At 75.3% G+C, this 25,111-nt stretch carries 22 protein-coding genes; 14 read left to right on the top strand and 8 right to left on the bottom strand.

Going from position 1 to position 25,111, the window contains the following annotated elements:
• The first annotated feature begins 35 nt into the window (after nt 1–35).
• The 4 genes from AC07B0_RS05710 (at nt 36) to AC07B0_RS05695 (ending at nt 4,208) form a co-directional block, all read left to right on the top strand.
• Nucleotides 36–530, top strand: coding sequence for an NUDIX hydrolase (locus tag AC07B0_RS05710; protein ID WP_356870481.1), 495 nt, complete (start codon nt 36–38; stop codon nt 528–530).
• Nucleotides 531–578: 48 nt separating this feature from the next.
• On the top strand, nt 579–1,835 hold the full coding sequence (locus tag AC07B0_RS05705; protein ID WP_356870705.1) for a Tm-1-like ATP-binding domain-containing protein: 1,257 nt from the start codon (nt 579–581) through the stop codon (nt 1,833–1,835).
• A gap of 133 nt (nt 1,836–1,968) precedes the next feature.
• Nucleotides 1,969–3,603 carry a serine/threonine-protein kinase gene (locus AC07B0_RS05700; RefSeq protein ID WP_469377476.1) on the top strand — a complete coding sequence of 545 codons (1,635 nt, stop codon included), beginning with the start codon at nt 1,969–1,971 and terminating at the stop codon, nt 3,601–3,603.
• Nucleotides 3,600–4,208, top strand: coding sequence for a hypothetical protein (locus AC07B0_RS05695; RefSeq protein ID WP_469377477.1), 609 nt, complete (start codon nt 3,600–3,602; stop codon nt 4,206–4,208). Before AC07B0_RS05700 ends, AC07B0_RS05695 begins: the two co-directional genes overlap by 4 nt.
• A gap of 301 nt (nt 4,209–4,509) precedes the next feature.
• Here AC07B0_RS05695 and AC07B0_RS05690 read toward each other — a convergent pair whose 3' ends face one another.
• A complete protein-coding gene (locus tag AC07B0_RS05690) occupies nt 4,510–5,799 on the bottom strand; it encodes an ATP-binding protein (RefSeq protein ID WP_467293880.1) in 1,290 nt (429 codons plus the stop codon).
• A gap of 160 nt (nt 5,800–5,959) precedes the next feature.
• Between AC07B0_RS05690 and AC07B0_RS05685 the strand changes: the two genes are divergently transcribed.
• Nucleotides 5,960–7,411 carry a glycosyltransferase family 39 protein gene (locus AC07B0_RS05685; protein ID WP_469377479.1) on the top strand — a complete coding sequence of 484 codons (1,452 nt, stop codon included), beginning with the start codon at nt 5,960–5,962 and terminating at the stop codon, nt 7,409–7,411.
• A gap of 33 nt (nt 7,412–7,444) precedes the next feature.
• Here the strand turns inward: AC07B0_RS05685 and AC07B0_RS05680 are convergent, their stop codons facing one another.
• Nucleotides 7,445–8,263 (bottom strand): alpha/beta hydrolase, encoded by an 819-nt coding sequence (locus tag AC07B0_RS05680; RefSeq protein ID WP_469377481.1) that lies wholly within the window; start codon nt 8,261–8,263, stop codon nt 7,445–7,447.
• Nucleotides 8,264–8,442: 179 nt separating this feature from the next.
• Here AC07B0_RS05680 and AC07B0_RS05675 point away from each other — a divergent pair, with 179 nt between their 5' ends.
• On the top strand, nt 8,443–9,252 hold the full coding sequence (locus AC07B0_RS05675) for a trypsin-like serine peptidase (RefSeq protein WP_469377483.1): 810 nt from the start codon (nt 8,443–8,445) through the stop codon (nt 9,250–9,252).
• Nucleotides 9,253–9,341: 89 nt separating this feature from the next.
• Entirely contained in the window at nt 9,342–9,815 is a 474-nt protein-coding gene (locus AC07B0_RS05670; protein ID WP_469377485.1) for a carboxymuconolactone decarboxylase family protein, read from the top strand.
• 62 nt (nt 9,816–9,877) lie between these two features.
• On the opposite strand, the gene AC07B0_RS05665 is transcribed toward AC07B0_RS05670, so the two are convergent.
• From AC07B0_RS05665 to AC07B0_RS05650, 4 genes are all read right to left on the bottom strand, one after another.
• A complete protein-coding gene (locus AC07B0_RS05665; RefSeq protein ID WP_469377487.1) occupies nt 9,878–10,357 on the bottom strand; it encodes an NUDIX hydrolase in 480 nt (159 codons plus the stop codon).
• 37 nt (nt 10,358–10,394) lie between these two features.
• Nucleotides 10,395–12,032 (bottom strand): apolipoprotein N-acyltransferase, encoded by a 1,638-nt coding sequence (gene lnt, locus AC07B0_RS05660; RefSeq protein ID WP_469377489.1) that lies wholly within the window; start codon nt 12,030–12,032, stop codon nt 10,395–10,397.
• 97 nt (nt 12,033–12,129) lie between these two features.
• On the bottom strand, nt 12,130–12,645 hold the full coding sequence (locus tag AC07B0_RS05655; protein ID WP_356870463.1) for a hypothetical protein: 516 nt from the start codon (nt 12,643–12,645) through the stop codon (nt 12,130–12,132).
• A 133-nt stretch (nt 12,646–12,778) separates the two neighbouring features.
• Complete coding sequence (locus AC07B0_RS05650) at nt 12,779–13,849, bottom strand: FAD-dependent oxidoreductase (protein WP_469377491.1); 1,071 nt, start codon at nt 13,847–13,849, stop codon at nt 12,779–12,781.
• 105 nt (nt 13,850–13,954) lie between these two features.
• Between AC07B0_RS05650 and AC07B0_RS05645 the strand changes: the two genes are divergently transcribed.
• Nucleotides 13,955–14,545 (top strand): TetR/AcrR family transcriptional regulator, encoded by a 591-nt coding sequence (locus AC07B0_RS05645; RefSeq protein ID WP_469377493.1) that lies wholly within the window; start codon nt 13,955–13,957, stop codon nt 14,543–14,545.
• Nucleotides 14,545–15,462: an ADP-ribosylglycohydrolase family protein gene (locus AC07B0_RS05640; RefSeq protein WP_469377760.1), complete on the top strand. Its 918-nt coding sequence runs from the start codon at nt 14,545–14,547 to the stop codon at nt 15,460–15,462. Before AC07B0_RS05645 ends, AC07B0_RS05640 begins: the two co-directional genes overlap by 1 nt.
• Before the next feature lie 81 nt (nt 15,463–15,543).
• Here the strand turns inward: AC07B0_RS05640 and AC07B0_RS05635 are convergent, their stop codons facing one another.
• Together AC07B0_RS05635 and AC07B0_RS05630 are read right to left on the bottom strand one after the other, a co-directional pair.
• On the bottom strand, nt 15,544–16,833 hold the full coding sequence (locus tag AC07B0_RS05635) for a hypothetical protein (RefSeq protein WP_469377495.1): 1,290 nt from the start codon (nt 16,831–16,833) through the stop codon (nt 15,544–15,546).
• A gap of 210 nt (nt 16,834–17,043) precedes the next feature.
• Nucleotides 17,044–17,844, bottom strand: coding sequence for a glutamate racemase (locus AC07B0_RS05630; RefSeq protein WP_469377497.1), 801 nt, complete (start codon nt 17,842–17,844; stop codon nt 17,044–17,046).
• Nucleotides 17,845–18,590: 746 nt separating this feature from the next.
• Here AC07B0_RS05630 and AC07B0_RS05625 point away from each other — a divergent pair.
• From AC07B0_RS05625 to AC07B0_RS05605, 5 genes are all read left to right on the top strand, one after another.
• Nucleotides 18,591–19,763 (top strand): glycosyltransferase, encoded by a 1,173-nt coding sequence (locus AC07B0_RS05625; RefSeq protein WP_469377499.1) that lies wholly within the window; start codon nt 18,591–18,593, stop codon nt 19,761–19,763.
• 246 nt (nt 19,764–20,009) lie between these two features.
• Nucleotides 20,010–20,519, top strand: a complete 510-nt coding sequence (locus AC07B0_RS05620) for a DUF6643 family protein (RefSeq protein WP_356870453.1) — start codon at nt 20,010–20,012, stop codon at nt 20,517–20,519.
• Nucleotides 20,520–20,709: 190 nt separating this feature from the next.
• A complete protein-coding gene (locus tag AC07B0_RS05615) occupies nt 20,710–21,540 on the top strand; it encodes an MOSC domain-containing protein (protein WP_478896889.1) in 831 nt (276 codons plus the stop codon).
• Nucleotides 21,541–21,860: 320 nt separating this feature from the next.
• Nucleotides 21,861–22,472, top strand: coding sequence for an Rv1733c family protein (locus AC07B0_RS05610; RefSeq protein ID WP_356870449.1), 612 nt, complete (start codon nt 21,861–21,863; stop codon nt 22,470–22,472).
• A gap of 135 nt (nt 22,473–22,607) precedes the next feature.
• Nucleotides 22,608–25,058, top strand: a complete 2,451-nt coding sequence (locus AC07B0_RS05605) for a right-handed parallel beta-helix repeat-containing protein (protein ID WP_478896887.1) — start codon at nt 22,608–22,610, stop codon at nt 25,056–25,058.
• Nucleotides 25,059–25,111 lie beyond the last annotated feature (53 nt).

Raw genomic sequence — 25,111 nt, 5'->3', positions numbered from 1 at the left:
ACTGAGAGTGCTCCCGGCGGGGCATGGATGGATCCGTGACGGAACCGAAGAGGTACAAGCGCAGTGCCGGACTGCTCCTGTTCCGGCGGACCGCCGACGGCGGGCCCGGCCCCGCGATCGAGGTGCTGCTGGGCCACATGGGCGGCCCGCTGTGGGCCGGGCGGGACGCGGGGGGCTGGGCCATCCCGAAGGGCGAGTACGGGCCGGACGAGGCCCCGCGCGACGCGGCCCGCCGGGAGTTCACCGAGGAGATCGGGCTGCCGCCGCCCGAGGGCGACTACCTGCCGCTGGGCGAGGTACGGCTGACGAGCGGCAAGCTGGTGACCATCTGGGCGGTCGAGGCGGACCTCGACCCCGCGCTGATGGTGCCCGGGACCTTCACCATGGAGTGGCCGCCGCACTCGGGCCGCGAGGAGGAGTTCCCCGAACTGGACCGGGTGGCCTGGTTCACTCCCCCGATGGCCAGAAACAAACTGATGGGCGCCCAAGTCCCGTTCCTGGAGCGCCTGTTGGTACTTCTGAAGGGTTGACCCGACCTTTACTTGCCAACAAACCCCACCTGCATGGACATTGCACATATGACGAACGTCGTGCTGGTGGGAACCCTGGACACCAAGGGTGTCGAGTACGGCTGGCTGCGCGAGAGGCTGTCGCGCGCCGGCGTCGAAGTGGTGCTGGTCGACACAGGGATCATGGGAAAACCCAAGGTGCCCGCGGACGTGCCGCGCGAAGCGGTGGCCCGGGCAGCGGGAACGGAACTGACGGAACTGCGCGCGGCCGCCGACCGGGGCGCGGCCGTGACCACGATGGCCCAGGGCGCGGAGGCGACCCTGTTACGCCTGCACGCCGAGGGCCGGCTGCACGGGGTCCTCGCGATCGGGGGCAGCGGCGGCACCTCCATCGCGACCCGCGCGATGCGGGCCCTGCCGCTGGGCGTGCCGAAGGTGATGGTCTCCTCCATGGCGTCCGGGGACGTGGCCCCCTACGTCGGCTCCGCCGACATCACGATGATGTACAGCGTCGTGGACATCGCGGGGATCAACAGCATCTCCGCCCCGGTACTGGCCAACGCCGTGGAGGCCGTCGCCGGGATGGCGAAGGGCTACGCGCGCGCCGCCTCGGACCGGGACCGCCCGGCCCGGCTCGGCGCGGGCCCGCGGCCGCTGATCGCCGCGAGCATGGCGGGGGTGACGACGACCGGCGTGGACGCGGCCCGGGAGCGGCTGACGGAACTGGGCTACGAGGTCCTGGTCTTCCACGTCAGCGGCACCGGCGGCCGCACCCTGGAGACCCTGGCCGGTCAGGGGATCTTCGCGGGCGTGCTGGACCTCACGCTCAGCGAGCTCGCCGACGACCTGTGCGGCGGCATCCTCACCGCCGGACCGGACCGGCTCACCGCGGCCGGGCGGGCGGGGATCCCGCAGGTGGTGAGCCTGGGCGCGCTGGACATGGTGAAGTTCGGGCCGCTGGAGAGCCTGCCGGAACGGGCCCGCTACCGCAGGGTCCGCGTCCACAACCCCTCGATCACGGTGATCCGTACGACGGAGTCCGAATGCACGGAGCTCGGACGCCGGGTCGCCGCCAAACTCCGCGGCGCGACGGGTCCCACGGCGGTCTGCGTCCCACTGCGCGGACTGTCCACGCTCGGCGCGCCGGGCGGGCCCTACCATGACCCCGGCGCGGACCGGGCCCTGTTCTCGGCGCTGCGCGACGGATTGCGGGGCAGTGCCGCCCGGCTCTACGACTACGACACCCACATCAACGACCCGTCCTTCGGGCGGGCCGCGGCCGACCGGTTGCACGCCATGATCGGCGCGGTCGCGGCCGCGGCCTGACCGGACCGCTCACCACGCTTCGAGACACCCCCTCCGGTTGGGAACCGGCCGTGGCGGAAACCGTGTCCCTGGTGGTGGCCGGTCGGGTTCGACCGGTGCGGGGACGCGGCGATGCCACGGACGGGGGCGAACGATGAGCGGTGAATGGACGGTACCGGGCTACAGCGAGGTCCGGGAGCTCGGTGCGGGCGGCAGCGGCCGGGTGGTGCTCGCCGTCCACGACGGCACGGGCACCGCGGTCGCCGTGAAGTACCTCAGCGACCGGCTGCGCGAGGACCCCGCCTTCGTCCGGGAGTTCCGGGCGGAGGCGCGGCTCCTCGGCGGCCTCGGCTCCCCGTACGTGGTGGGACTGTACGAGTACGTCGAGGCGCCGGGCGGCGCCGCGATCGTGATGGAACTGGTCGACGGGATCTCCCTGCGCGCGCTCCTCAAGCAGTCCGGGCGCTCCGAGCCCGAGGCCGCGCTGGTGGTGCTGAAGGGGTCCCTGCTGGGGCTGGCCGCCGCGCACCGGGCCGGCGTGGTCCACCGCGACTACAAGCCGGAGAACGTCCTGGTCTCCGCGGACGGCTCCTCCAAGCTCGTGGACTTCGGGATCGCGGCGGGCCGCGGCACGACCCCGGGCGTCGCGGGCACGCCCGCCTACATGGCCCCCGAGCAGTGGCAGGGCCGGCCCGCCTCGCCGACGGCGGACGTGTACGCGGCGACCGCGACCTTCTTCGAGTTCCTGACGGGCCGCAAGCCCTACGACGGGGAGAACTTCGCGGAGCTGGCCGTCCAGCACATCGAGGCGCCGGTCCCGGAGACCGAGGCCCCGGAGCCGGTGCGCCCGCTGATCCGGCGCGGTCTCGCCAAGCTGCCGGAGCAGCGACCGGAGAACGCCGAGGCGTTCGTGGCCGAGCTGGAGGGGGTCGCCCTGGCCGCCTACGGTCCGGACTGGGAGCAGCGCGGGCAGCGCAAGCTGGCCGCGCTGGCCGCCCTGCTGCCGCTGCTGTTCCCCTCGGCGGGCGCCGCGGCGGCGGGCACCACCTCGGTGGCCTCGACCTCGGTCGGGGGTCCGTCGGGCTGGGCGCCGGGGCGCGGCGGCTGGATCGCGACGGGCCTGGCGCTGGTGCTGGGCACGCTGCTGGTGTTCACGACCGATGCCATCGGCGGTACTCCGCCGGGTGCCTCGGCGCTCAGTGACTTCGCCACCACGAGCCCGGCGCCGCCGGGCGGGTCCCCGCACCCGGCCCCTTCGGCGACCGCGTCCGCCTCCCCGAGTCCCTCGCCGTCGCCGAGCGCCTCCCCCACGTCGTCGCCGTCGCCTTCGCCTTCGCCGTCCGTGACCCCGTCGCCCTCGTACTCGGACGCGCACACGCCGAGCCCGAGCCACTCGACGAGCCCCACGCCGACGGTGAGCTGGTCCCCGACGCCGACCCCGAGCCCCACCCCGACGCTCAAGGTGACCCACGTCGGCGTCTCGCTCAAGCCGGGCGTCTACCGGGGGGACGCGACCGTGTCGGTCGCGTCGCAGGGCAGCGGCGCCGTCACGGTGACGGTGGAGTGGTTCCTCGGCGCGACGCCGGGCGCCCTCGGCGTGGCCGACGGCAGCGAGACGTTCACCGTGCCGGCGGGGTCCGCCGCGCCGGTGGTCCGCACCCACTTCTTCAGCCGTGGCCACGGCTGCTACGGCGGGGTCCGGGTCACCACCAAGCCCGCCGCCGGGAACTCCTCGGCGTCCGACTCGCAGCTGCTGTACCGCTGCCAGCAGCCGGAGCCGCCGCGATGAGCGATTCCCGCGCCCCGCACGCGGGCGACGACGACGAGTACAGCGCCACCGTCCTCGGCAGTCACTGGTTCTCCGGTCCCCCGCCGCCCGCGGACGCCGCCCCCGACCGGGTCGAGGGTTCCGTACTGCGCTTCGGTCCCGGGGTGACGGCCGCCATGCCCGCCCCGTTCCCGCTGGTCCCGGGTCCGGCGGCGCCCCGGCCGCGCCGGGGCGGGGGCTGGCGCCGGTACACCCTCGCCGTCGTGGTGCTGGCCCTGGTCCTCGGGTTCCTGGGCTGGCAGCGGTACGGGCCGTCCGTCGAGGTACGGGAGCTGAAGGTCAGCACCGACCAGCAGGGGCCCGGCTGCGACGCGGCCGCCGACGTGGTGGCCTTCGTCTCGACGAACGGGCGCCCGGGCACCCTCGTCTACCGCTGGGTCCGCAGCGACGGCACCCGGTCGGAGGAGCTCACGGAGCGGGTGCCGAGCGGCCGGAAGCAGGCCACGCTGCACCTGCTGTGGACCTTCCACGGCACGGGCAGCTACCCGGCCCGGGCCGAACTCCAGCTGATCGAGCCCGTACGGCGCTCGGCGTCGGTGGAGTTCACCTACCGCTGCCGCCCATAAGGGAAAGCCGGGCCGGAAGGCCCGCCGTCGTCCCGTCCCGTCCTCCTTCCGGCCGGGTGGACGTGGCCGTCCGGCCGAAGCGCCGCGGTACCGCCCGCTGGTTGACTCGCAGGTGTTGACGAGGGCGTGCAGGACGCCCTCAGGCACCCCTGCGCGTCACGTTCCAGCCGGCGACACCCCAACCGGAACGTGGCCGTCCCGCACGGATGCCGAGTCCGCGCGGGGAGGCCCGCAGCCGCTTTGGGGAGTGGCTGCGGGCCGCTTCGTTCCCGTCCCCCCGCCGCAACCGGGGGGACGGAGTTCAGAACCGGGCGTGGGCGGTGATGTCCGCCTCGAACTCGCCCGTCATCGCCGGGGTCACCGTCGGCCGGCACTGGGCGACCGCCTCCAGGTAGTCCCGGGTGGTCGCGCCGAGCTGCGCGGCGGCCGCGCCCCGCGCCCCCACCGCCTCCAGGTCCCGCTCGAAGGACACCTGCGCCGCGATCCGCGCCGCGTGCTCGATGTCGGCCGGGGTGAACAGCTCGGTCGCCGCCACCAGCGCCGGCACGTCCACGTCGGCCCGCCCGGCCGTGTAGCGCGACCAGATCGCGGCGCGCGCTCCGGCGTCCGGGGTGCCGATCGGGATCAGGTAGTCGAAGCGCCCGGGCCGCAGGAAGGCCGGGTCGAGCGAGCGGACGGAGTTCGTCGCGCAGACCAGCAGCCGCTCGTCGCCCTCCCGGAAGCCGGGTATCAGCTTGAGGAGTTCGTTCGTGACGCCGTGGATGCCGCCCGGCTGGGCGGGCTCGGTGCGCACGGGCGCGATCTCCTCGACCTCGTCGATGAAGACGAGCACCCGTTCCAGTTCGGCGATCCGGGCGAAGGCGTCGCGCAGCGCGGCCGCCAGGTTGCCCTCGTCGGCGAGGCGGGAGGGCAGCAGCTCCACGAAGGGCCAGCCCAGCCGGGAGGCGATCGCCCGCGCGAAGGTGGTCTTGCCGGTTCCGGGCGGGCCGAAGAGGGTGATGGCCCGCGGCGGGCGCACGCCGTGCGAGGCGGCCCGCTCCGGCTCGGCGAGGGGCAGCACCACGCGCCGCTCGATGAGGTCCTTCTCCCTCTCCATGCCGGCGACCTTGTCCCACAGGTCGCTCGGGAGGAAGCGGCCGCCGAGGTCGTCGAGGAGGCCGGCGGCCGGTCCGTGCAGCGGCTCCGTCTTCTCGAAGTAGGCGACGGCGGGCTGCCGGGTGTAGCCGGCGTTGAGGAGGCCCTCGCCGAGCATGTCCTCCTCGGGCAGGACGTACGCGATCCGGCCGACGCGGGCGGCGATGAGCCGGCGTTCCAGCTCGACGAGCAGGGCACTGGCCAGTCCCCGGCCGCGCCAGCCTGCGGCGATCGCGATGCGCATCACCCAGGCCCGCTCGCCCGTCACGCAGGCGAGCGCCGCGCCGATCGGGACGCCCTGGTGGACGGCGACCACGCAGGGCTGCCGGTCGGTGAGGGCGCTGATGCACTCGGCCAGGGAGAAGACGGATTCCTGGCCGAGTTCGGCCGTGGTGTCGATCAGGTGGACCACCGCTGCGAGATCGCTCTCGCGGTAGTCGTGGATGAGCCAGTTCACCGGGTACCGCCCCTCGTTCGTGCTCCTGCGGCGAGGCTAGGGGCGGGCGGGCCCGCTGATCACGCTCCGTCGTGCACAACACCGTGTCCGGAAACCGTCCGTGTCGTCCATAGACTGGTGTCTTCAGACCGAACACCAGACCGAGGATCCGCACACCTTCATGCTTTGCCACATAACCGCGGCCCGACGCGGGCTCCTCGTCTGGCTCCTTCCGGTCCTGTGGACGCTGGCACTCGGTCTCTGGGGGCTCTCCCGCCAGGACAGCGTGTGGCGGGACGAGGCGGCGACCTGGCAGGTGGCCGGCCGGTCGGCGGGTGAGATATGGGCGATGCTCGGCAACGTGGACGCGGTGCACGGCCTCTACTACCTGCTGATGCACGGCCTCTTCGAGGTGTTCGGGCCGGGTACGACGACCCTGCGGCTGCCGTCCGTGCTCGCGGTGGCGGCGGCCGCCGCCTGTGTGGCGCTGATCGGGAACAGGCTGGCCGGCTTTACGGCCGGCCTCGGGGGCGGGCTCGCCCTCGGGCTGCTGCCCGCCGTGCAGTTCCACCTCCAGGAGGGGCGGCCCTACGCGCTGGTCGCGGCCGGGGCCGGCGTGTCGGCCCTGCTGCTCGTGTCCCTCGTGTCGGGCGGGCCCGGGGGGCGGGCGTGGCCGCGCTGGACGGCGTACGGGCTCCTCGTGCTGGTCTGCGCCCTGCTGAACTGGCTGTCGCTGCTGGCGCTGCCCGCGCACGCGGTGACCCTGTGGTGGGTGCGGGCCGGGCGCGGGGTGTGGCTGCGCTGGGCGGCGGCCGCAGCGGGAGCCGTCGCGGGGGCGCTGCCGCTGATCCTGTTCAGCCGGGGCCAGTCCGACCAGGTGTCCTGGATACCGCCGCTGACCTGGCACATGCTCATCGGGCCGGGCATCCTGCTGGCCATCGGGGGGCTCGGGGCGTGGTCGGACCGCCCGGCCCGCGGCCGGCTGTCGGTGGCGGCCGTCGGGCTGCCGCTGCTGGCGGTGCCGCAGCTCGGGCTGATCGGACTGTCGCTGGTGCAGCCGCTGTTCCTGGACCGGTACGTGCTGTTCGGCATGCTGGGGCTGGCCCTGCTGATCGGCGCCGCGCTGGGCGCTGCCGCCCGGGCCGCCGCGCCGCGCTTCCCGAGGGCGTCGGCGCTGCTCGTACCGGTGGTGACCGGGGCGGCGGTGGTGGCGCTGCTGCCCGTGGAACTCGGCAAGCGGGCTCCGGCCAGCCGCGTGGACGACGTACTGGCCGTGGCCGGTGAGGTGGCCCGGCTGGGCCGCGACGGGGACGCGGTGCTCTTCGTACCGGCCGCGCGGCGGGACACCGCCCTGGTCTCGCCCGGCGCGTTCCGGGGCCTGGCGGACGTGGCGCTGGCCGAGAGCCCCGAGGACTCCGCGACCCTCAAGGGGGAGGAGACCGACCCGGCCCGGATCCGCTCGGCCCTGCTGGAGCGGCGCCGGGTCCTGCTGGTGACGGACGCGGAGCGGGTCGCCCGGCCCGCGGGCGCGCAGCGCGACAAGACGAAGGCGGCGGTCCTGCGGGAGTACTTCACGGTGGTGGAGGACCACCAGATGCGGGGCCGCCGCGTGACGGTGTACGAACGCCGGTAGCTTCCGCGCCGGGGCGTGCGGAGCCCCGGCGCCTCAGCGGGCGCTTGCCAGGGGGCGGGCGTGGGTGCCGAGCCAGGACAGGGAGGCGGCGGCCAGGTCGGGCCAGCCGCGGTCGATGGTCAGGGAGTGGCCCCGGTCCTCGAAGCACTGGTACTCGGTGGTGGCCGGGGAGTGCCGGTACTGCTTGTACGTGGAGCGGGTCAGCACGTCGGGGACGGTGTGGTCGAGCTTGCCGGACATCAGGAGCAGCGGACCGCGCGAGGCGTTGTCGGTGTTCACCCTGTTCGCGGAGTGCGGGGTGAAGTTGCCGAGGGCCAGCTGGAACAGCGGCCTGGCCGGGCTCGGGATGGTCCAGGCGTCGAAGAGCGCGTCCGAGTCCGGCTGGGAGACGGCGTTGGCGAAGGCGTAGCGGAACTGCTCGCGGTTCAGGGACACCGCGCGGTGGATGTTGCCGGGGTCGCGGAGGAAGGCGAACGCCGACTTCGCCTGGGCCGGGGCGAGGGCCTTCACCCCCTTGATCTGGCCGGGGCAGATCGCCACGGCGGCGGAGGCCAGGCCCTCGCCGAGCAGGTGCTGGGCGATGAAACCGCCGACGGAGTGCCCGACCAGCACCGGCGGGGCGGCGAGCGTGCGGATCACCCGGGCGTGCGCCTCCGCGATCTCGGCCAGGCCGACGCCCGCCTGCGCGTCGGGCAGCCGGCGGGCCCCGGTGACGGTGTCGGGTACCCCCGGCCACTCCGGCATCAGGGGCTCGTACCCGGCGTCGTGGAAGGTGTCGGCCCAGCCCTGCCAGCTCGTCGAGTGCAGCCACAGGCCGTGGATGAAGATCACCGGTGTGCGCCGTGTCGTCATGTCGGGACCTCCTGAAGGACCTCGGCCCCCCTGGAACCACACCTCTGCCAGTCTCGCCCCGCGGGCCGGGTCCCGCCTGTGCGGGCGCGGCCCCCGGTTCCGGGCCGCTCCCGGATTCACAGCGGATTCATATGGAATTCCGGGCTCCGCACATGGTTTCGGCGGGGAGGCTCGGAAACATGATCCACGGCATCCTCCCCCGACAGGTCGGCCGCCCCCGCGCCCGGCGCGCCACCCGGATCCTGCTCGCCCTGTGCGCGACGGCCGCCCTGCTGGGCGTGGACGTGCCCGACCCGGCGTCCGCGCCGCCCCTGGGCGTCACCGCCGCCGCCCGGCCCGGCACGTCCGCCGACCGCGTGGGCGCGCTGTTCGCGGGCGGGCTCGACGGCGGCCACTTCTGCACCGCCGCCGTGGTGCGCAGCGCCGGCCGGGACGTCATCGCGACGGCCGCGCACTGCCTGGACCACCCCGACACCACCGTCTTCGTCCCGGGCTACCGGGACGGCGAGGCCCCGTACGGGGTGTGGCGGCTGTCCGGCGCGTACGTCGCCCCGGGCTGGCGGGACGGTCAGGACCCGGACGAGGACATCGCGTTCGCGACCCTCGCCCCGCTCGACGGAGCCCTGATCGAGGACGTCGTGGGCGGTTTCCCGGTGGCCGGGGAGCAGCCGGACGACGTGTCGGTGACGGTCCTCGGCTATCCGAGCACGCGGGAGACGCCGCTGCGCTGCGCCAACACCACGGAGCTGCTGTCGGCGACGCAGCGCCGGATCGAGTGCCCCGACCTCAGCGGCGGCACCAGCGGCAGCCCGTGGCTGGCGGACGGGGCGCTGGCCGGTGTGCTCGGCGGGTACGAGGGCGGCGGCACGGTCCCGGAGGTCTCGTACAGCGCGGTGATGGGCGAGGGGGCGCTGGAGCTGTACCGGGAGGCGTCGGCCCGGGGGGCCCTCGCCCTCGGCTCCCCCGCGCAGGGGCCCACGGCGTGGTGACCCACGTCACTCGCCGCAGGTGTCACGTTCGGCCGGTCCGGTCTGTCACAGGGGTGTAGGCAGCACCGACCTCGACCGAGGAGACCGTCATGGACGCCCGTCTGAACCTGTTCGCCAGCCCCGTCGCCGGCAAGATCCTGAAGCACTTCATCGCGGCGAACCGGGTGATCGCGGAATCGTCGCTGCCGGCCGTGACGCAGGAACTGGTGAAGATCCGCGCCAGTCAGATCAACGGCTGCGGCTTTTGCACCGACATGCACACGAAGGACGCCGTCGCGGCGGGTGAGGACTCGGTACGCCTCCACCTGGTGGCGGCGTGGCGGGAGGCCACCGTCTTCACCGAGGCCGAGCGCGCCGCGCTGGAGCTCGCGGAGCAGGGCACCCGGATCGCGGACGCGGCCGGCGGGATCACGGACGAGGCCTGGGCGGAGGCGGCCCGGCACTTCGACGAGGAGCAGCTCGCCGCCCTGGTGGGACTGATCGCCGTCATCAACAGCTTCAACCGGGTGAACGTCGCCGTACGGCAGCCCGCCGGTGACTACCAGCCGGGCCAGTTCGGCTGACCCTCGGGTTCGGCTGGCCCTCGGGTTCGGCTGACCTTCGGGTTCGCGCGCCGCCGGCCGGTTCACCGTCCGTCGGCGGCCGCGAACCAGGTCGGCTCGTCGAGGAAGGCGCGCCGGATCCGCTCCAGGGCGAACGGTTCCAGCGGCGGCAGCGCCGACGCCTCGAACCAGGCCACCTCCAGGAGCTCCCCGTCGTGGGCGCGCGCCTCGCCGCCGGTCGCACGGCAGCGGAAGGTGATGTCCTGGAACTGGCAGACGTCGCCGTTGGGGTACGTGATCGGCTGGAGCATCTCGACGAGGACGACCCGCTCCGGAACGCACCGCACGGCCGTCTCCTCGTACACCTCGCGCACGGCGGTCGTGGCGGGCTGCTCGCCCGGCTCGGCGATGCCGCCGATCACCGACCACCGTCCGGTGTCGGCGCGGCGGCCGAGCAGGACCCGGCCCGCGTCGTCGACGACCACGGCGGTGACTCCGGGCAGCAGGAGCAGCTGCTGCCCGGCACCGGCCCGGATCTCGCGGATGAACTGGGGGGTGCTCATGCCACGACCTTACGAGGGAGGACGGGGGCGGCCGTCGTCATGCGGACCGCCCGGCGCGAATGCGACGGGCCAGGACCAGGCCGAGCCCGCCGGCCGCGACCAGGAGCAGCGCGTACTCGGGCAGCGGGCCGAAGCGGGTGGCGGGGGTCTCGGTGGAGCGCAGCGGGATCTCGGCCACCAGCGCGTCGGCGGTGAACATCTTCGTCCGCTCGGTGATCGTGCCGTCGGGCCGGATGACGGCGCTGACGCCGCTGGTGACGGGGACCAGGACCGTCCGGCTGTGCTCGACGGCCCGGATCTGGTCCATCGCGAGCTGCTGGTAGGTCATCTGGCTGCGGCCGAAGGTGGCGTTGTTGCTGGGCACGGCGATGACCTGGGCGCCGGCCCGGACGGTGGAGCGCACGGCGTCGTCGAAGGCGGCCTCGTAGCAGGTGACCATGCCGATGCCGCTGCCGGCCATGTCGAAGACGCCGGGTTCCTTGCCGGGGCCGAAGTCCCGGCGGACGCGGTCCACGTCTGCGCTGAAGAGCCGGACGAAGGAGCGCATCGGGATGCGCTCGCCGAACGGCTGGATCTTGCGCTTGTCGTAGGTGTCCACGGGGCCCTTGACCGGGTCCCACAGGATCATCGTGTTGCGCAGCGGACCGGTTTCGGGTGCCAGTACGGAGCCGATCGCGACGGGTACGCCGATGGCCTTCACGGCCCGGTCGATGGCGGCGTACGCGTCGGGCTGGGTGAAGGGGTCGATGTCGGAGGAGTTCTCCGGCCACAGGACGAAGTCGGGCTTGGGGACCCGGCCGGCCTTGACGTCCTCGGCCAGCTGGACGGTCCGGTTGGCGTGGTTGTCCAGGACCTGGCGGCGCTGGGCGTTGAAGTCGAAGCCGAGGCGCGGGACGTTGCCCTGGATGACGGCGGCGACGGCGGTGCCGTCCTCCGCTGCGGCGGAGACCAGGGGGCGGGAGGCGAGGGCCACGCCGACCGGGGCGGCGACGGCCAGCGCGGCGAGCGCGGCGGTGGTCTGCCGGGGGTGTTCGCGGGTGGTGCGCAGGACCTCGTACAGCCCGAACCCGCACAGGGCGACGCCGAAGGAGAGCAGCGGGGTGCCGCCGAGGGCGGCGAGCGGGACGAAGATCCCGTCGGCCTGGCCGAAGGCGAGCTTGCCCCAGGGGAAGCCGCCGAAGGGGGCCCGGGCCCGCAGGGCCTCGTCCGCGACCCAGACGGCGGCGGCCCACAGCGGCCAGGCGGGCAGCCGGCTGACGAGGGCGATGCCGAGGCCGCCGAGGCCGATGAACAGGGCTTCGAGGGTGACGAGGGCGAGCCACGGCACCGGGCCCACGCCCTCGCTGGTCCAGACGAGGAGCGGCAGCAGGTAGCCGAGCCCGAAGAGGAACCCGAGGCCGAACCCGGCGCGGGCCCGGCGGCCGCGCAGGCAGCCCGCGAGCAGGGCGAGGGCGAAGGGCGCCAGCCACCACAGCGGGCGGGGCGGGAAGCTCAGGTAGAGCAGCACTCCGGCGAGGACGGCGAGTACGGGCCGAGCCAGTCGGGCGGCCCTCCGCGACAGGGCCCCGGCTCGGGGTGCGCCGGCTCCGGCGGTCTTCGCGTCGGCCGCCTCGGATGCTGCGAGGGGCGACGGCGAGGGGTCGTTCCCGGCGTCGCGGGTGACACTGCTGCTCATCTGGCGGAGTGTACGTCCCCGCACGCCAAAGGCTGGTAAGGACCTGGACCGCGGGCCCCGCCGCCGGTACCGGCGTACCGGTGCGGCCGCGGTGGGGTCAGCCGGCGAGGGCGCGCAGGTGGGCGCGGATGACGCGGACGGCGTTCTCGGCGTCGTCGACGGTGACCGTGAACAGCTTTCCGTCCCCGAGCCGCAGTTCCACGCCCTCGCCGCGGCGCACGATGATGGCGGTCCCCTTCTCGGGGCGCCAGCGGTATCCCCAGCCGCCCCACTGCTGCGGGGTGATGCGGGGCACGAACTCGGCGGAGGTGACGTCCGAGAGCCGGATGGTGCGGCGGGGCAGCCCGACGTGACCGCAGCGCACCTCCAGCGCCTGGGAGTCGACGGTGACGGCGACGTACACGAAGGCGAGGGTGCCGTAGAGGATCAGCAGGCCCGCGGCGAGGCAGCCGACCACGGACATGAGCAGCGGGGCGATCCCGGAGGTCCAGGAACCGCCGACGGCGAGGTGGATCCCGAGCGCGACGCACGCGGCGCCGGCGGCGGCGAGGAGCCACTGCACACGGTTGGAGGCCCGGCCCGTCCAGAGCGGACCCGGGGGGTGATCCGTCATGTGTAGCAGCGTACTCACGTTCCGCATGGACGCCACCGCCTCTCGCCCAGTCGGTCCACGGCCGCCCGTTCGCGCGGGTCCGGCGTCTGCGCCTGCCCGGAGCCGCCCCGGGCAAACGGCCGGGGCGGGCGCCTCAGCCGGGGAGCAGCCGGACCAGGGCGTCGCGCCGGGCCGTGCGGCGGACGGTCATGAACCGGTGCAGGGTCCGGGAGCCGAAGGCGACCCGCTGGGCGCTGCGGCGGCGCTCGGCGTCGTACGCGCGCAGGGCGGCGGGCAGCCCCGTACGCCCGTGCGCGGCGACGGCGCGGGTCAGGGCCTCGGCGTCGAGGAGGGCGGTGCACGCGCCCTGGCCGAGGTTCGGGGTCATGGCGTGCGCGGCGTCGCCGACGAGTGCGGTCCGGCCGCCGGTGACGAAGGAGGGGAGCGCCGGGTGGAGGTGGCGCATCTCGTAGCGGATCCATGCCGAGGGGTCGGTGTCGGCGAGCACGCGGGGGATCGGGTCGTGCCAGTCCGCGAAGGCGGCCCGCAGCTCTTCGGCGGTGGTGGCCCCGGGGACGGTGGCGTACCAGTTGGTGCGGCCCGGCTCCACGGGGGTCATGCCGAAGAAGCGGCCGCGGCCCCAGGTCTCGCCGTACACCCCGGTCTCGAAACCGGCGGTGCCGATCCAGGCGACGGAGCCGACGGCCCGCACCGCGGCGGAGCCCGGGAAGTGGCCGGTGCGGACCGCGCTGTTGATGCCGTCGGCGCCGACGACGAGATCGGCGGCGCCAGCGCCGGAGTACTCCCGGCCGTAGGTGACGGCCGGGCCGCCGAGCCGGTCGAGTGCGGCGAGCAGCGCGTCGATCAGGTGGGGCCGGGAGACGAGCAGCTCGGGGCGGCCCGCCTTGCGTTCGATGCGTTCCAGGGGCAGCGCGGCGAGCACCGTGCCGTCCGGGCGGCGGATCCACGCGTCCCGGTAGGGAACGGCGCGGGCCCGCAGGGCGGGGCCGAGGCCGAGCCGGTCGAGGGCCGCCTGGGCGGTGGGGTGGATGCCGAAGGCGGTGCCGTAGCGCTCCAGGGCCGCGCGGCGTTCCAGGACCGTCACCTCCCAGCCGGCGCGGCGCAGTCCGATGGCGGTGGCGAGCCCGCCGACGCCGGCTCCGACCACGAGGGCCGTGCCCGCCGGTCCGTCGCCGTCGCGGTTCCTCCGTACGGGGTCCTGCATGACAGCCCCTCTCATCGGGCTCCGATCCGGTCGTCCGTCCCCCGACCGGCCACCACAGCCGTGGTACCTCATCCGTGGTACCACGGCTGTGGTTATCCTGGCAAGGTGAATCAGGACCGGAGGGACCGGCTGCGCGACGCGGCCGTCGCCGTGCTGGGCGAGGCGGGCGGGCGGGGGCTGACCCACCGGGCCGTCGACGCCGCCGCCGAGGTGCCGCTGGGCACGGCCAAGAACTACTTCCCGAGCCGCGACGCCCTGCTGCGGGCCGTCGCCGAACGCTGCCTGGAGCAGTACCGGGCGGTGGCCGCGGACCTCGCGGGGGCCGGACCGGGACCGTCCGGCCGGGAGGAACTGGCCGCGTTCCTGGCGGGGCTGCTGCGGGACGTCGCCGGGCCCGGGCGACCGCGCACCCTCGCCTACCTGGAACTGCAGACCGAGGCGACCCGGCGACCGTGGCTGGCCGCGCTGCTCGACCCGATCGCCGCCGGCGACTTCGCCGCGCACCGGCACCTGCTGGCGACGGCCGGACTGCCCGCCGGACCCGACACGGCCCGTACCCTGACCCTCGCCCTGCACGGCGCCCTCCCGCACCTGCTGGCGGGCGCCCCCGGCACCCTGACGGCCGCCGGGCTCGACGACCTGAACACCTTCACGCGCGGCCTGCTGGACGCCGTGTGCCCCGAGGAGGCTCCGTGATCACCCGGCTCGACCGCGCCGTGGGCGCCGTGCTCGGTTCGGCCGCGGGCGACGCCCTCGGCGCGCCGTACGAGTTCGGCCCGGCGGGACAACTGACCGCACGGGGCGAGGAGATGCTCGGGGGCGGCGGCTGGGATCCCGGCGAGGCGACCGACGACACCCAGATGGCCGTCCTCGTCGGGGAATCGCTGCTGGAGCGGGGCGGCCTCGAACTCCCCGACGTCTTCGGCCGGTTCCAGCGGTGGGCCGCCGGGCACCCCAAGGACATCGGCCTCCAGACCGAGGACGTGCTGACCGGCGGCCAGCCCTGGGACCTGGCCGCCGCGCTGCACTTCCAGGTCAACGCCCGGGCGGCGGGCAACGGTTCCCTGATGCGGGCCTCCACCTCGGCGGTGTACTTCGCCCCCGCCGGGCGCGGGGCCACCATGGACGCCGCCCGGCGGATCGCGGCGCTCACCCACGGCGACCGGGCCGCCTGGGAGGGCACCGCCGTCCTGCACGAACTCGTACGCGTGGCCCTGGACGGGGCCGATCCGCTGGCCGCGCTGCCCGGCGTGCTCGACGCGGTGCACGCGGACCACCGCGAGCGGTACGCCCGCGTGCTCGACCCCGCCTGGCACCCGGAACTGGCCACCGAGTTCAACGGGGCGGTGTGGCCCTGCCTCGGCTCGGCGGTGTGGGCCCTGCGGACCACCACCGGCTTCGCGGAGGCCGTACGGGCCGCGGTGGACCTGGGCGGCGACACCGACACCGTCGCCGCGGTCACCGGCACCCTGGCCGGCGCCGTTTACGGTCAGGCGGCGGTCCCGGCGTCCTGGACCGCTCCCCTGCACGTCCCCCTCCCCGGCTTCGGCGGCCGCGTCCTGGACACGGAGGCGCTGCGCACGCTCGCGGTACGGCTGACGGCCGGCTCCTGACCGGACCGCGAACCCTCGGCCGCTCACCCTCGCCGGCGACCCCGCACCGCCCGCCGCCGATGGGTGGCGGGCGGTGCGGGGTCAGCCGCAGCCGCAGCCGCCGCATCCCCCGCCGTCACCGCCACAGCTCGAACCGCCGCCGCAGCCGCCCGCGGTCTCGTTGGTCCGCCGGTCCTTCTCCCGGTCCGCCGCGCGCTGCCGCTGCCGCTCCCGGCTGCGTTCCTCCGCGCGGGCGCGTACCCGCGCCGTGCTCTCCCGGTGGGACACCCCGGCCGGGACCCAGACGTCCAGTCCGTGCCGGCGGCGCGGAAGCAGCGGGGCCGCGGTGAGGTGGGAGCTGATGGTGCGGCCGTAGCCGTCGTGCACCGCGTACTCCAGGACCACCTCGGCCCCCTCGCGGAGCACCCCGTACAGCACCGCCTCGAAGGGCTCGCTGCGGGCGTCGACGTCGTGCACCCCGCGCCGCGTTCCCGTCTCGGGGCCGCCGGCCAGCAGCCGCACCCCGCCCCGCGTGTCCCCGCCGCGGGCCCGGTAGGCGATCAGGGGCCGCCCGGCGGTCTCGTCGGCGTCCGGGTACAGCCAGAAGTGCCCCGACGGGGAGACCCGTACGCCGACGACCAGGGCGGGCTGGCGGTCGTCGTGCAGCCGCCGCGCGGCCCGGTCCGCGGTCCAGCCCCGGCCGAGCAGGACGCTGCCGGGCACCAGGAACAGCAGGGCGAACCGCTGCTGGCCCACGGCGTCGTAGGCGACGGCCGCGCCGTGCCCGCCGAAGTCCTGCACGAGGCCGTCGAGGAGGACGCCCCCGCCCGCGAGGCAGAGGAACACGCCGCCCAGGATCGCCGGGATGCCACGGCGGCCGTGCGCGTCGGGCAGCGGCCCCGGCGCCGGGAAGCGCGCCCTGCCGGCCGCCAGGAGGGCCCGTTCGCCCTGGCGGCGGCGGGCCCGCAGCCGCAGCAGCGCCCCGGCGAGCGCCCAGAGTCCCGCGAGGCCGACGAGACCGAGGCCGAAGCGCGTCCGGCCCGCGCCGCCGCCCCGTGCGGCGAGGGACGCGGCCGAATCCAGGGCGATCAGCGCGGCGGACACGGCGGCCGCGCCCGGCAGGTACCGGAACCAGAAGGGCAGGGCCACCAGCAGGACGGTCCCGGGATAGGCCCGCCAGGCGGTGCCGACCGCCCCGTCCGGCGCCCCGGTCCAGAAGGCGGGCAGGAAGGACACCGCGACGAGGACGCCGAGCGCCCAACTCCCGGCGCCCGGCGTGAAGAAGAGCGGCACGCGTTCCTTCAGCCAGTGCTCGGCCGCCGGAACACCCCATGTACGTACGCCGGTTGCGGGTATCACCCCGCTCGGCACGTGCTTGGCGTAGGCAGTCACGGCCCCAGTATGCGAGCACCCCGACGGCAACGGAACGGCTCCCGGCGACCGGGCCCGGCGACCCTGCCGACGGCCCCGGCCCGGGAGTCACGACGCGGTGCGCGCGAGCCCCCGCGACACCCGCCGGACCGGTCCGGCCCGGCAAGCGGCCGCCGCACGGGCCGGGTTGGGGTCAGCCCGCACCGGCCGCGGTACCCGCGGACCCGGGGGTCATCCCCCGACGGACGCGTTCCGCTCCAGCTCGGCGAGCAGCCGGCCTTCGGCGTAGCCGAGCGCGGCGTGCGGCAGCTCGCCGGGACGCCCGCTGAGCATGACGGTCAGCCCGCCCGTGCGCGGCAGGCCGGGCCGGGGTTCGGCGCCGACGCGGCGCAGCGCCTGGAGCGCGACTGCCTCGGCGGAGCCGTGGAAGGTCAGCGGCGCGCCGCCGGTGCGCGCGTCGAGGGCGGCCCGGATGGCCGCTTCGACCAGCTCGTAGTGGGTGCAGCCGAGCACCACGTCCGTGACGTCGGCCGGGGTCAGCGCGGCCGCCGCGGCGACGGCGCGTACGACGGCCGCCTCGTCGGCGGCCTCGACGGCGTCGGCGAGACCCGGGCAGGGCACCTCGGTCACCTCCGCGCCGCCGGCGAAGTCGCGGATCAGCCCGCGCTGGTAGGGGCTGCCGGTGGTGGCGGGGGTGGCCCAGATCGCGACGCGCCCGCCGGCGGCCGCGGCGGGCTTGATCGCCGGGACGGTGCCGATGACGGGGACGGCGGGCTCCAGATCGGCCCGCAGGGCGGGCAGGCTGTGCACGGAGGCGGTGTTGCAGGCCACGATCAGCGCGTCCGGGCGGTGCGCGGCGGCGGCCCGGGCGACGGCGCGGGCCCGCTCGGTGAGGTCGGCGGGGGTACGCGGCCCCCAGGGCATCCCGTCGGGGTCGCAGGACAGCACCAGATCGGCGTCCGGCCGCAGCCGACGCGTCGCGGCGGCCGCCGCAAGGAGGCCGATTCCCGAGTCCATGAGCGCGATCTTCACCCGCCCACCATAGTCGAAGCCCCCACCCCACCCCCGCCCGAACCCACCCCCCGCCCCCCCACGAACCCGGGACCGAGACCGGGTCCGGGGCCGGGGCCGAGGGGCAGGAGCGGGGCGGGACGAAGACCGACCCAGGACCCCGGGCCCAAGGACCAACCCAGGACCGACGGCCGCCCCGAAACCCGAAAGCCCACCAGGACCGGGTCCGGGGCCGCGGCCGGGAGCGGGGCCGGGGGCGGGGAACCGGAACCGAGACCAGGACCGGGGCCGAGACCAGGCGCGGGAGTGGGGCCAGGGGCGGGAGTGGGGCCAGGGCCAAGGCCGGGACCAGGGGCCGAAGACCGGGGCGGGGCCCCGGGGGCGGAGACCGGGGCCGAGACCAGGACCGGGGCCGAGACCAGGACCGGGGCTGGCGCCGGGGAACCGGGGCCGAGACCAGGGGCGGGGGTGGGGCCGAAGGCCGGGCCCGTGCCCGGGAGCCGCGCCATGGCCGGGGACCGAGGCCGGGGTCCAGGGCGGCGACCGAGGCCGGGAACCGGGCCAGAGGCCAGGGGTCCGAGGAACGAGCCGGGGACCGGGCCAGAGCCAGGGGCCCGGGGAACGGGCCGGGGGCGGGGACCCGGCCGGGGCCGCGGGGTGGGCCGGGGCGGTTGCCGGGGGTGGTCCCGGGTGGGCGGGAAAACCCCGGCCAGGGGAGCGGCCCCGACGCGCGACAACCCCCGGCGGGCTTCGGCACACTGCGGGGCATGGGCCTCCTCCTGATCGCCGCCAGTGCCTCGCTCGCCGCCTGGCTCTGGCTCACCCTCGCCCAGGGCATGTTCTGGCGCACCGACGTCCGCCTCCCGCCGCGCACCGCCCCCGCCCGCTGGCCGTCGGTGGTGATCGTCGTGCCCGCCCGGGACGAGGCCGAGGTCCTGCCCCGCAGCCTGCCCTCGCTCCTCGCCCAGGACTATCCAGGCACGGCCGAGGTCGTCCTCGTCGACGACGGCAGTACGGACGGCACCGCCGAGCTCGCCCGGCGGCTGGCCGCCGCGCACCCGGGGCTTCCGCTGACGGTGGTGTCGCCCGGCGACCCCGCGCCGGGGTGGACGGGGAAGCTCTGGGCCCTGCGCCACGGCATCGCCCACGCCCGTACCGCCCGCGCCGCCGAGCCCGACTACCTCCTGCTGACCGACGCGGACATCGCCCACGCGCCCGACAGCCTGCGCGAGCTGGTCTCCGCCGCGACCAGCGCCGGCCTCGACCTGGTCTCCCAGATGGCCCGGCTGCGCGTCGCGAGCACCTGGGAGCGGCTCGTCGTACCGGCCTTCGTGTACTTCTTCGCCCAGCTGTACCCCTTCCGCCGGATCAACCGTCCCGCCGCCCGGACGACCGCGGCCGCCGGCGGCTGCGTCCTGCTGCGCACGGAGACGGCGGTGCGCGCCGGGGTCCCGGACTCCATCCGCCAGGCGGTGATCGACGACGTCTCGCTGGCCCGCGCCGTCCGCGCCGCGGGCGGCCGGATCTGGCTCGGGCTGGCGGAGCGGGTGGACAGCGTGCGCCCGTACCCCGCCCTGGGGGACCTCTGGCGGATGGTGTCGCGCAGCGCGTACGCCCAACTGCGCCACCAGCCACTGCTGCTGGCCGGTACGGTGGCGGGCCTGGTGCTCGTCTACCTGGTCCCGCCGGCCGCGCTCCTCGCGGGTCTCGCGGCCGGGCGTCCCGCGGTCGCCTGGGCGGGCGGGCTCGCCTGGCTGCTGATGGCCGGGACCTACCTGCCGATGCTGCGCTACTACCGGCAGCCCGCCGTCCTCGCGCCGCTGCTTCCGTTCACCGCGCTGCTCTACCTCCTGATGACGGTCGACTCGGCCGTGCAGCACTACCGGGGCCGCGGCGCCGCCTGGAAGGGCCGCACCTATGCCCGGCCCACCGACGCCTGACACCGGGCCGGGGTGCCTGAAGGGGCGTCATCCGAGGTCACCGCGTTGTGACGCTGCGTCAGCACCACATAGGTGCAAGGGCCAACCAGTGAGTACGAGTGCGAACAAGGCGGGGTGGAAGTGACGAATCGTGCACGTGAACGTGAAGTGAAAGCTGTGGCTCTGACCTGGGAATATGCAGGTCAGGGCGGGGTTGACGGCACCTCGCTATGGACCCCGTGAAGTCGTGGGCTTAACTTAGGTCCCATGACCTCCCCCCGCTCCACTTATGGCGGCGGTTACTACTCCGCGCCCTCCTTCCCGGACACCCCCATCTACGACTCCCTCGTCGCCGAACGCGGCACTCCGCAGATCGCCCCGATCCGCGTTCCGGCCGCCTACGAGTCCCCCAGTGCCGGTTACTCGAGCGGTGGTTACCTGCCGGCCCTCGCCTCCTCCATGCCCGCCCTGCCGCCGGCCATGCCCCAGCAGCAGGCCCCGGGCTACGGGTACCCGTACCCGCAGCAGGCGGCGCCCGTACAGCAGATGCCCGTGCCGCTCCAGCACGCGCCCGCGCCGTACATCCCGCAGCAGCAGCCGGTCGCCGCCCTCGCGGGCTACGTGCCGCAGCAGCAGCCGCAGCAGCCCCGTCCGATGGCCGCGGCCACCGGGTACGAGGCGATGCGTCCGGCGGCTCCGCGCCCGGTGCAGTCCCCCGCGCAGGTCCCCGCGTACGAGGACCCGTACGGCCGCCAGTACCAGGGGCGCGGCTACTGACGGGCGGACGCCCGTAGGGCACGGCGGGGAAGGAACCGCGGCCGCGGTCCCCGCACGGACCGCGGCGCCCCGGACCCCGGCCCGCCCCCGGACCGCGACGCCGGGAAGGGGAGGCCCCGTGGAGGGCTCCCCCTCGGGGCGCCCTCGAACGGGGAGGCCGGCGGAAGGGGGAGGCTGGCAAAATGCCCCCATGCCGAACTTGTACGTCCAGTCGCTCCACGTCCACCCCGTCAAATCGGTGGCGGGGACCGCTCCCGACGAGGCGACCGTGGAGCCCTGGGGGCTGTCCGGGGACCGGCGCTGGGCCGTGATCGACACCGAGGGCGCGGTCATCAGCCAGCGCCAGGAGGCCCGCATGGCCCTGGCCGCCGCCCGCCCGCTGGAGGGCGGGCGGGTCGCGCTGTCGGCGCCGGGCATGCCGGAGCTGGTCGTGGAGGTCCCGGAACCGGGCCCGCGGGAGCCCGCCGCGATCTTCGGCAACAAGATCGAGACCGTGGTCGCGGCGCGCGGCGCCGCCGACTGGTTCAGCGCCTTCCTCGGCCGGAGCGCCCGGCTGGTGTACATGGACGATCCGGCCGAGCGCCGGCCCGTGGACCCGCGCTACGCGCTGCCGGGCGAAACGGTGAGCCTCGCCGACGCCTACCCGGTGCTGACGACCACCGCCGCCTCCCTCGACGCCCTCAACGAGCTGATCGCCGGGGGCGACCACCCGGAGGAGGGCCCGCTGCCGATGAACCGCTTCCGGCCCAATCTGGTCGTCGCCGGGGACGGAGCCGACGCCTGGGCCGAGGACGGCTGGCGGCGCATCGCGGTCGGGGACGCCGTCTTCCGCGGGGTGCGCGAGTGCGGGCGCTGCGTCGTCACCACGACCGACCAGAGCACGGCGGTGCGCGGCAGGGAACCGTTGAAGACGCTGGCCCGGCACCGGCGGATCGGGAAGTCCCTGGCCTTCGGCCGGCACATGGTGCCGGTCGTCCTCGGCACGGTGCGCGTGGGCGACGAGGTGCGGATCCTGGAGTGAGCCGGGGGCCGTGAGCCTCCGTCGGGGGGGGTCGTCCGTGGGGAATCGCCGTGACCGGGCGGGCGGAATGACACCTTCGAGGGGCTCGGGGCCTTCTCTGGAACCAACGGACCGCACGGTGCCGTTGGTGCATGCGGGACGTGTGGAAGCCCACCGGAAGACGACCGCGGGAAGACGACCGCGGGAAGACGACCGCGGGAAGTCGGCCGCGGATCGGGTGGCACGGGTCCCGCGCGTCCCGGAATGCGCGTCCGCGGGGCGTGTGCCGGACCGGGACGCGCGGACAGACGGAAACTGGCGGAGGCAGGGGGAGCCGGACCGTGCGGACAGCAATGGGTGTGTGGCGCTGGCGGCGCAATCCGCTGCGCCGGCCGACCGATCTCTTCGAGGCGTGGGTGGCGTTCGCCGCGCTGGTGTGCGTGCTGCTGGTGGCCCCGGCCGTCGGCTGGGTCGCGGGCCTGCGCGTGGACGGCACCCTCCAGCGGGCCGCCCAGGAGCAGCGGCACGAGCGCTATCTGGTACCGGCCGTGGTGGTGCGGCCCGCGCCGGGCTCACCGGCCGGCGCGGAGACCGATCCGGCGGCGCGGCGGCAGGCCCCGGAGCGGAGCCGGATCGTGGCCGCGTGGACGGCTCCCGACGGCAGCAGCCACGAGGGGACGGTCCCGGCGGCCGAGGAACCGCCGCTTCCCGGCGACCGGTTCCGCATATGGACCGACGTCCGGGGGCGGCTGGTGGGGCAGCCGCTCGACCCGTCCGCCGCCTCGTTCCACGCGGGTCTGGCCGGGCTGGCGGCCGCGCTCGCGGCGGGCGCACTGGTGGAGACGGTCCGGCGGCTGGTCGTACGCCGGCTCATGCATCGGCGGTACCTCCGTCTGGACCGCGCGTGGGCGGCGGCCGGACCGGACTGGGGCCGGGCGGGCGCGGGCAGCTGACCTGGCAACTCACCGGCCCCGCGCGCGCTACGGTGGGGCGGAGGCCGGTTCGGATCGCTTCAGCCGCTTTGAACGGCTTCAATCACTTCGGCCGCTCCGGCGGCGCGAATACGAGGGTGGGGGCACGACAGCACCATGGCTCAGGGCACGGTCCAGGTGACGCACGGCGGGGCCTCGCGGTGGCGGCGCCGCTCGGGTGAGTATCCGACGCTGTCCGCCGCTCTCGCCGTCGCGGGCGACGGCGACGTGCTGTCGATCGCCCCGGGCACCTACCGGGAGAACCTGGTGCTCCATCACGCCGTCACGCTGCGCGGGCCCGAAGGGGGCGCGATCGGCTCGGTGCGGATCGCCCCGCTCGACGGGGTCGCGCTGACGGTGCGCGCCTCGGCCTTCATCCAGGACCTGTACGTGGAGGGAGCGGACAGGGCGGCGCCGGCGGTCCTCGTCGAGGAGGGCTCTCCCGAGCTCACCGACCTGCGCGTGAGCACCCGCTCGTCCGCGGGGATCGAGGTGCGCGGCGGCGCCCGGCCGCTGGTGCGCCGGTGCACGGTGGAGAACCCGGCGGGCGTCGGCATCTCCGTACTGGACGGCGGCGGCGGGGTGTTCGAGGAGTGTGAGGTCGTCGCCGCCGGACAGGCCGGGATCTCGGTCCGCGGCGGCGCCCACCCCCGTCTGGAGCGCTGCCGGATCCACCACGCCACGGGCGCCGGCATCGGCGTCACGGGCGAGGGATCGGGCCTGGAGGCGCTGGGCTGCGAGGTGTACGAGATCAAGGGCGCCGGGGTGCAGATCGCGGCGCGGGCGGCGGCCCGGCTCACCGACTGCGCCGTGCACCGCACCTCGGCCGACGGGGTCACCCTCGACACCGACGCCGTCCTGACCCTGGCCGGCTGCGACATCCACGACATCCCGGAGAACGCCGTCGACCTGCGGTCCCGTTCGGTGCTCACGCTGAGCCGCACCACGGTCCGCCGGTTCGGGCGCAACGGCCTGTCGGTGTGGGATCCGGGCACCCGGGTCGACGCCGAGTCCTGCGAGATCCACGACAGCACGGGCGACTACCCGGCGGTGTGGGTCAGTGACGGGGCCACGGCCTCCCTGGACTCGTGCCGGGTCCACGACGTGCCGGACGCGCTGTTCGTGCTGGACCGGGGTTCGCGCGTCGACGTGGTCGACAGCGACCTGTCCCAGGTGCGGAACACGGCCGTGTCGGTGAGCGACGGAGCCACCGCGCAGGTCGACGACTGCCGGATCCGGGAGGCGGGCACCGGGGCGTGGTTCCGCGACCACGGCAGCGGCGGCACCCTCGCCAACTGCACCATCGACGACGTCCAGACGGGTGTGATCGTCACCAAGGGCGCCGACCCGTCCCTGGAGCGGTGCACGGTCACCAACCCCACCGAGGCCGGGTTCTACGTCTCGGCGGGCGGCCGGGGCACGTTCCGGGCGTGCCGGGTGAGCGGCAGCTCCGGTTTCGGTTTCCACGTCATCGACGGCTGCCGCACCACGCTCTCCACCTGCCACACCGAGCGCTGTGCGCGCGGGGGCTACGAGTTCGCGGAGGACGGCCCGCTCGCCGAAGGCTGCACCAGCGACGAGTCCGGGCCGCGGCTCGCCGCCCGGTCGGCGGCCGGCAGCACTACCTCCGGGGCGCAGACGGGGATCCGTACGGTCACGGCCGCGCAGGCCCCCGCGGGGCCGGGGGGCGGGGTGCCCGCGGCGCGGCCCGCGGACCTGCCGGACGCGACGGCGGAGTCGCGCGGCTCGGTAGAGGTACTGGGGCAGCTCGACGCGCTGGTGGGGCTGGACAGCGTCAAGCGGGAGGTCCGGGCCCTGACCGACATGATCGAGGTCGGGCGCAGACGGCAGCAGGCGGGCCTCAAGGCGGCCTCGGTCCGCCGCCACCTGGTCTTCACGGGCTCCCCGGGTACGGGCAAGACCACCGTCGCCCGGCTCTACGGAGAGATCCTCGCCTCGCTGGGGGTGCTGGAGCGGGGTCACCTGGTCGAGGTGTCGCGGGTGGACCTGGTGGGCGAGCACATCGGTTCCACGGCGATCCGCACCCAGGAGGCCTTCGACCGGGCGCGCGGCGGGGTCCTCTTCATCGACGAGGCGTACGCGCTGGCTCCGGAGGACTCGGGGCGGGACTTCGGGCGCGAGGCGATCGACACCCTCGTGAAGCTGATGGAGGACCACCGGGACGCCGTGGTGGTGATCGTCGCCGGGTACACGGCGGAGATGGAACGGTTCCTGACGGTCAACCCGGGGGTCGCCTCCCGGTTCTCCCGGACGATCACCTTCGGCGACTACGGGCCCGGGGAGCTGCTGCGGATCGTCGAGCAGCAGGCGGAGGAGCACGAGTACCGGCTGGGCGAGGGCACCGGGAAGGCGCTGCTGGCGTACTTCACGGAGCTGCCCAAGGGCCCCGCGTTCGGCAACGGGCGGACCGCGCGCCAGACCTTCGAGTCGATGGTGGAACGGCACGCGGGCCGGGTCGCGCAGCTGGCGGAGCCGAGTACCGACGACCTCACCCTGCTGTTCCCGGAGGACCTCCCCGTGCTGCCGGTCCTGCCGGCGCCCTGCTGATCCGCCCGGGGGCGGCGGCCCGTACGGGACATCTGACGGGGCGCCAGCTAGTG

This window comes from Streptomyces sp. NPDC044704 (assembly GCF_056433525.1).
The sequence above is the reverse complement of the archived record's forward strand: the minus strand, read 5'-3'. Positions and strand labels throughout refer to the sequence as shown.

What these genes read in the sequence shown, in the direction of transcription:
- AC07B0_RS05650 (WP_469377491.1), bottom strand. Translation starts at nt 13,849, where the DNA reads ATGCAGGACCCCGTACGGAGGAACCGCGACGGCGACGGACCGGCGGGC.
- AC07B0_RS05685 (WP_469377479.1), top strand. Translation starts at nt 5,960, where the DNA reads ATGCTTTGCCACATAACCGCGGCCCGACGCGGGCTCCTCGTCTGGCTC.
- AC07B0_RS05620 (WP_356870453.1), top strand. Translation starts at nt 20,010, where the DNA reads ATGACCTCCCCCCGCTCCACTTATGGCGGCGGTTACTACTCCGCGCCC.
- AC07B0_RS05615 (WP_478896889.1), top strand. Translation starts at nt 20,710, where the DNA reads ATGCCGAACTTGTACGTCCAGTCGCTCCACGTCCACCCCGTCAAATCG.
- AC07B0_RS05675 (WP_469377483.1), top strand. Translation starts at nt 8,443, where the DNA reads ATGATCCACGGCATCCTCCCCCGACAGGTCGGCCGCCCCCGCGCCCGG.
- AC07B0_RS05680 (WP_469377481.1), bottom strand. Translation starts at nt 8,263, where the DNA reads ATGACGACACGGCGCACACCGGTGATCTTCATCCACGGCCTGTGGCTG.
- AC07B0_RS05670 (WP_469377485.1), top strand. Translation starts at nt 9,342, where the DNA reads ATGGACGCCCGTCTGAACCTGTTCGCCAGCCCCGTCGCCGGCAAGATC.
- AC07B0_RS05695 (WP_469377477.1), top strand. Translation starts at nt 3,600, where the DNA reads ATGAGCGATTCCCGCGCCCCGCACGCGGGCGACGACGACGAGTACAGC.
- AC07B0_RS05665 (WP_469377487.1), bottom strand. Translation starts at nt 10,357, where the DNA reads ATGAGCACCCCCCAGTTCATCCGCGAGATCCGGGCCGGTGCCGGGCAG.
- AC07B0_RS05705 (WP_356870705.1), top strand. Translation starts at nt 579, where the DNA reads ATGACGAACGTCGTGCTGGTGGGAACCCTGGACACCAAGGGTGTCGAG.
- AC07B0_RS05700 (WP_469377476.1), top strand. Translation starts at nt 1,969, where the DNA reads ATGAGCGGTGAATGGACGGTACCGGGCTACAGCGAGGTCCGGGAGCTC.
- lnt (WP_469377489.1), bottom strand. Translation starts at nt 12,032, where the DNA reads ATGAGCAGCAGTGTCACCCGCGACGCCGGGAACGACCCCTCGCCGTCG.
- AC07B0_RS05605 (WP_478896887.1), top strand. Translation starts at nt 22,608, where the DNA reads ATGGCTCAGGGCACGGTCCAGGTGACGCACGGCGGGGCCTCGCGGTGG.
- AC07B0_RS05655 (WP_356870463.1), bottom strand. Translation starts at nt 12,645, where the DNA reads ATGACGGATCACCCCCCGGGTCCGCTCTGGACGGGCCGGGCCTCCAAC.
- AC07B0_RS05625 (WP_469377499.1), top strand. Translation starts at nt 18,591, where the DNA reads ATGGGCCTCCTCCTGATCGCCGCCAGTGCCTCGCTCGCCGCCTGGCTC.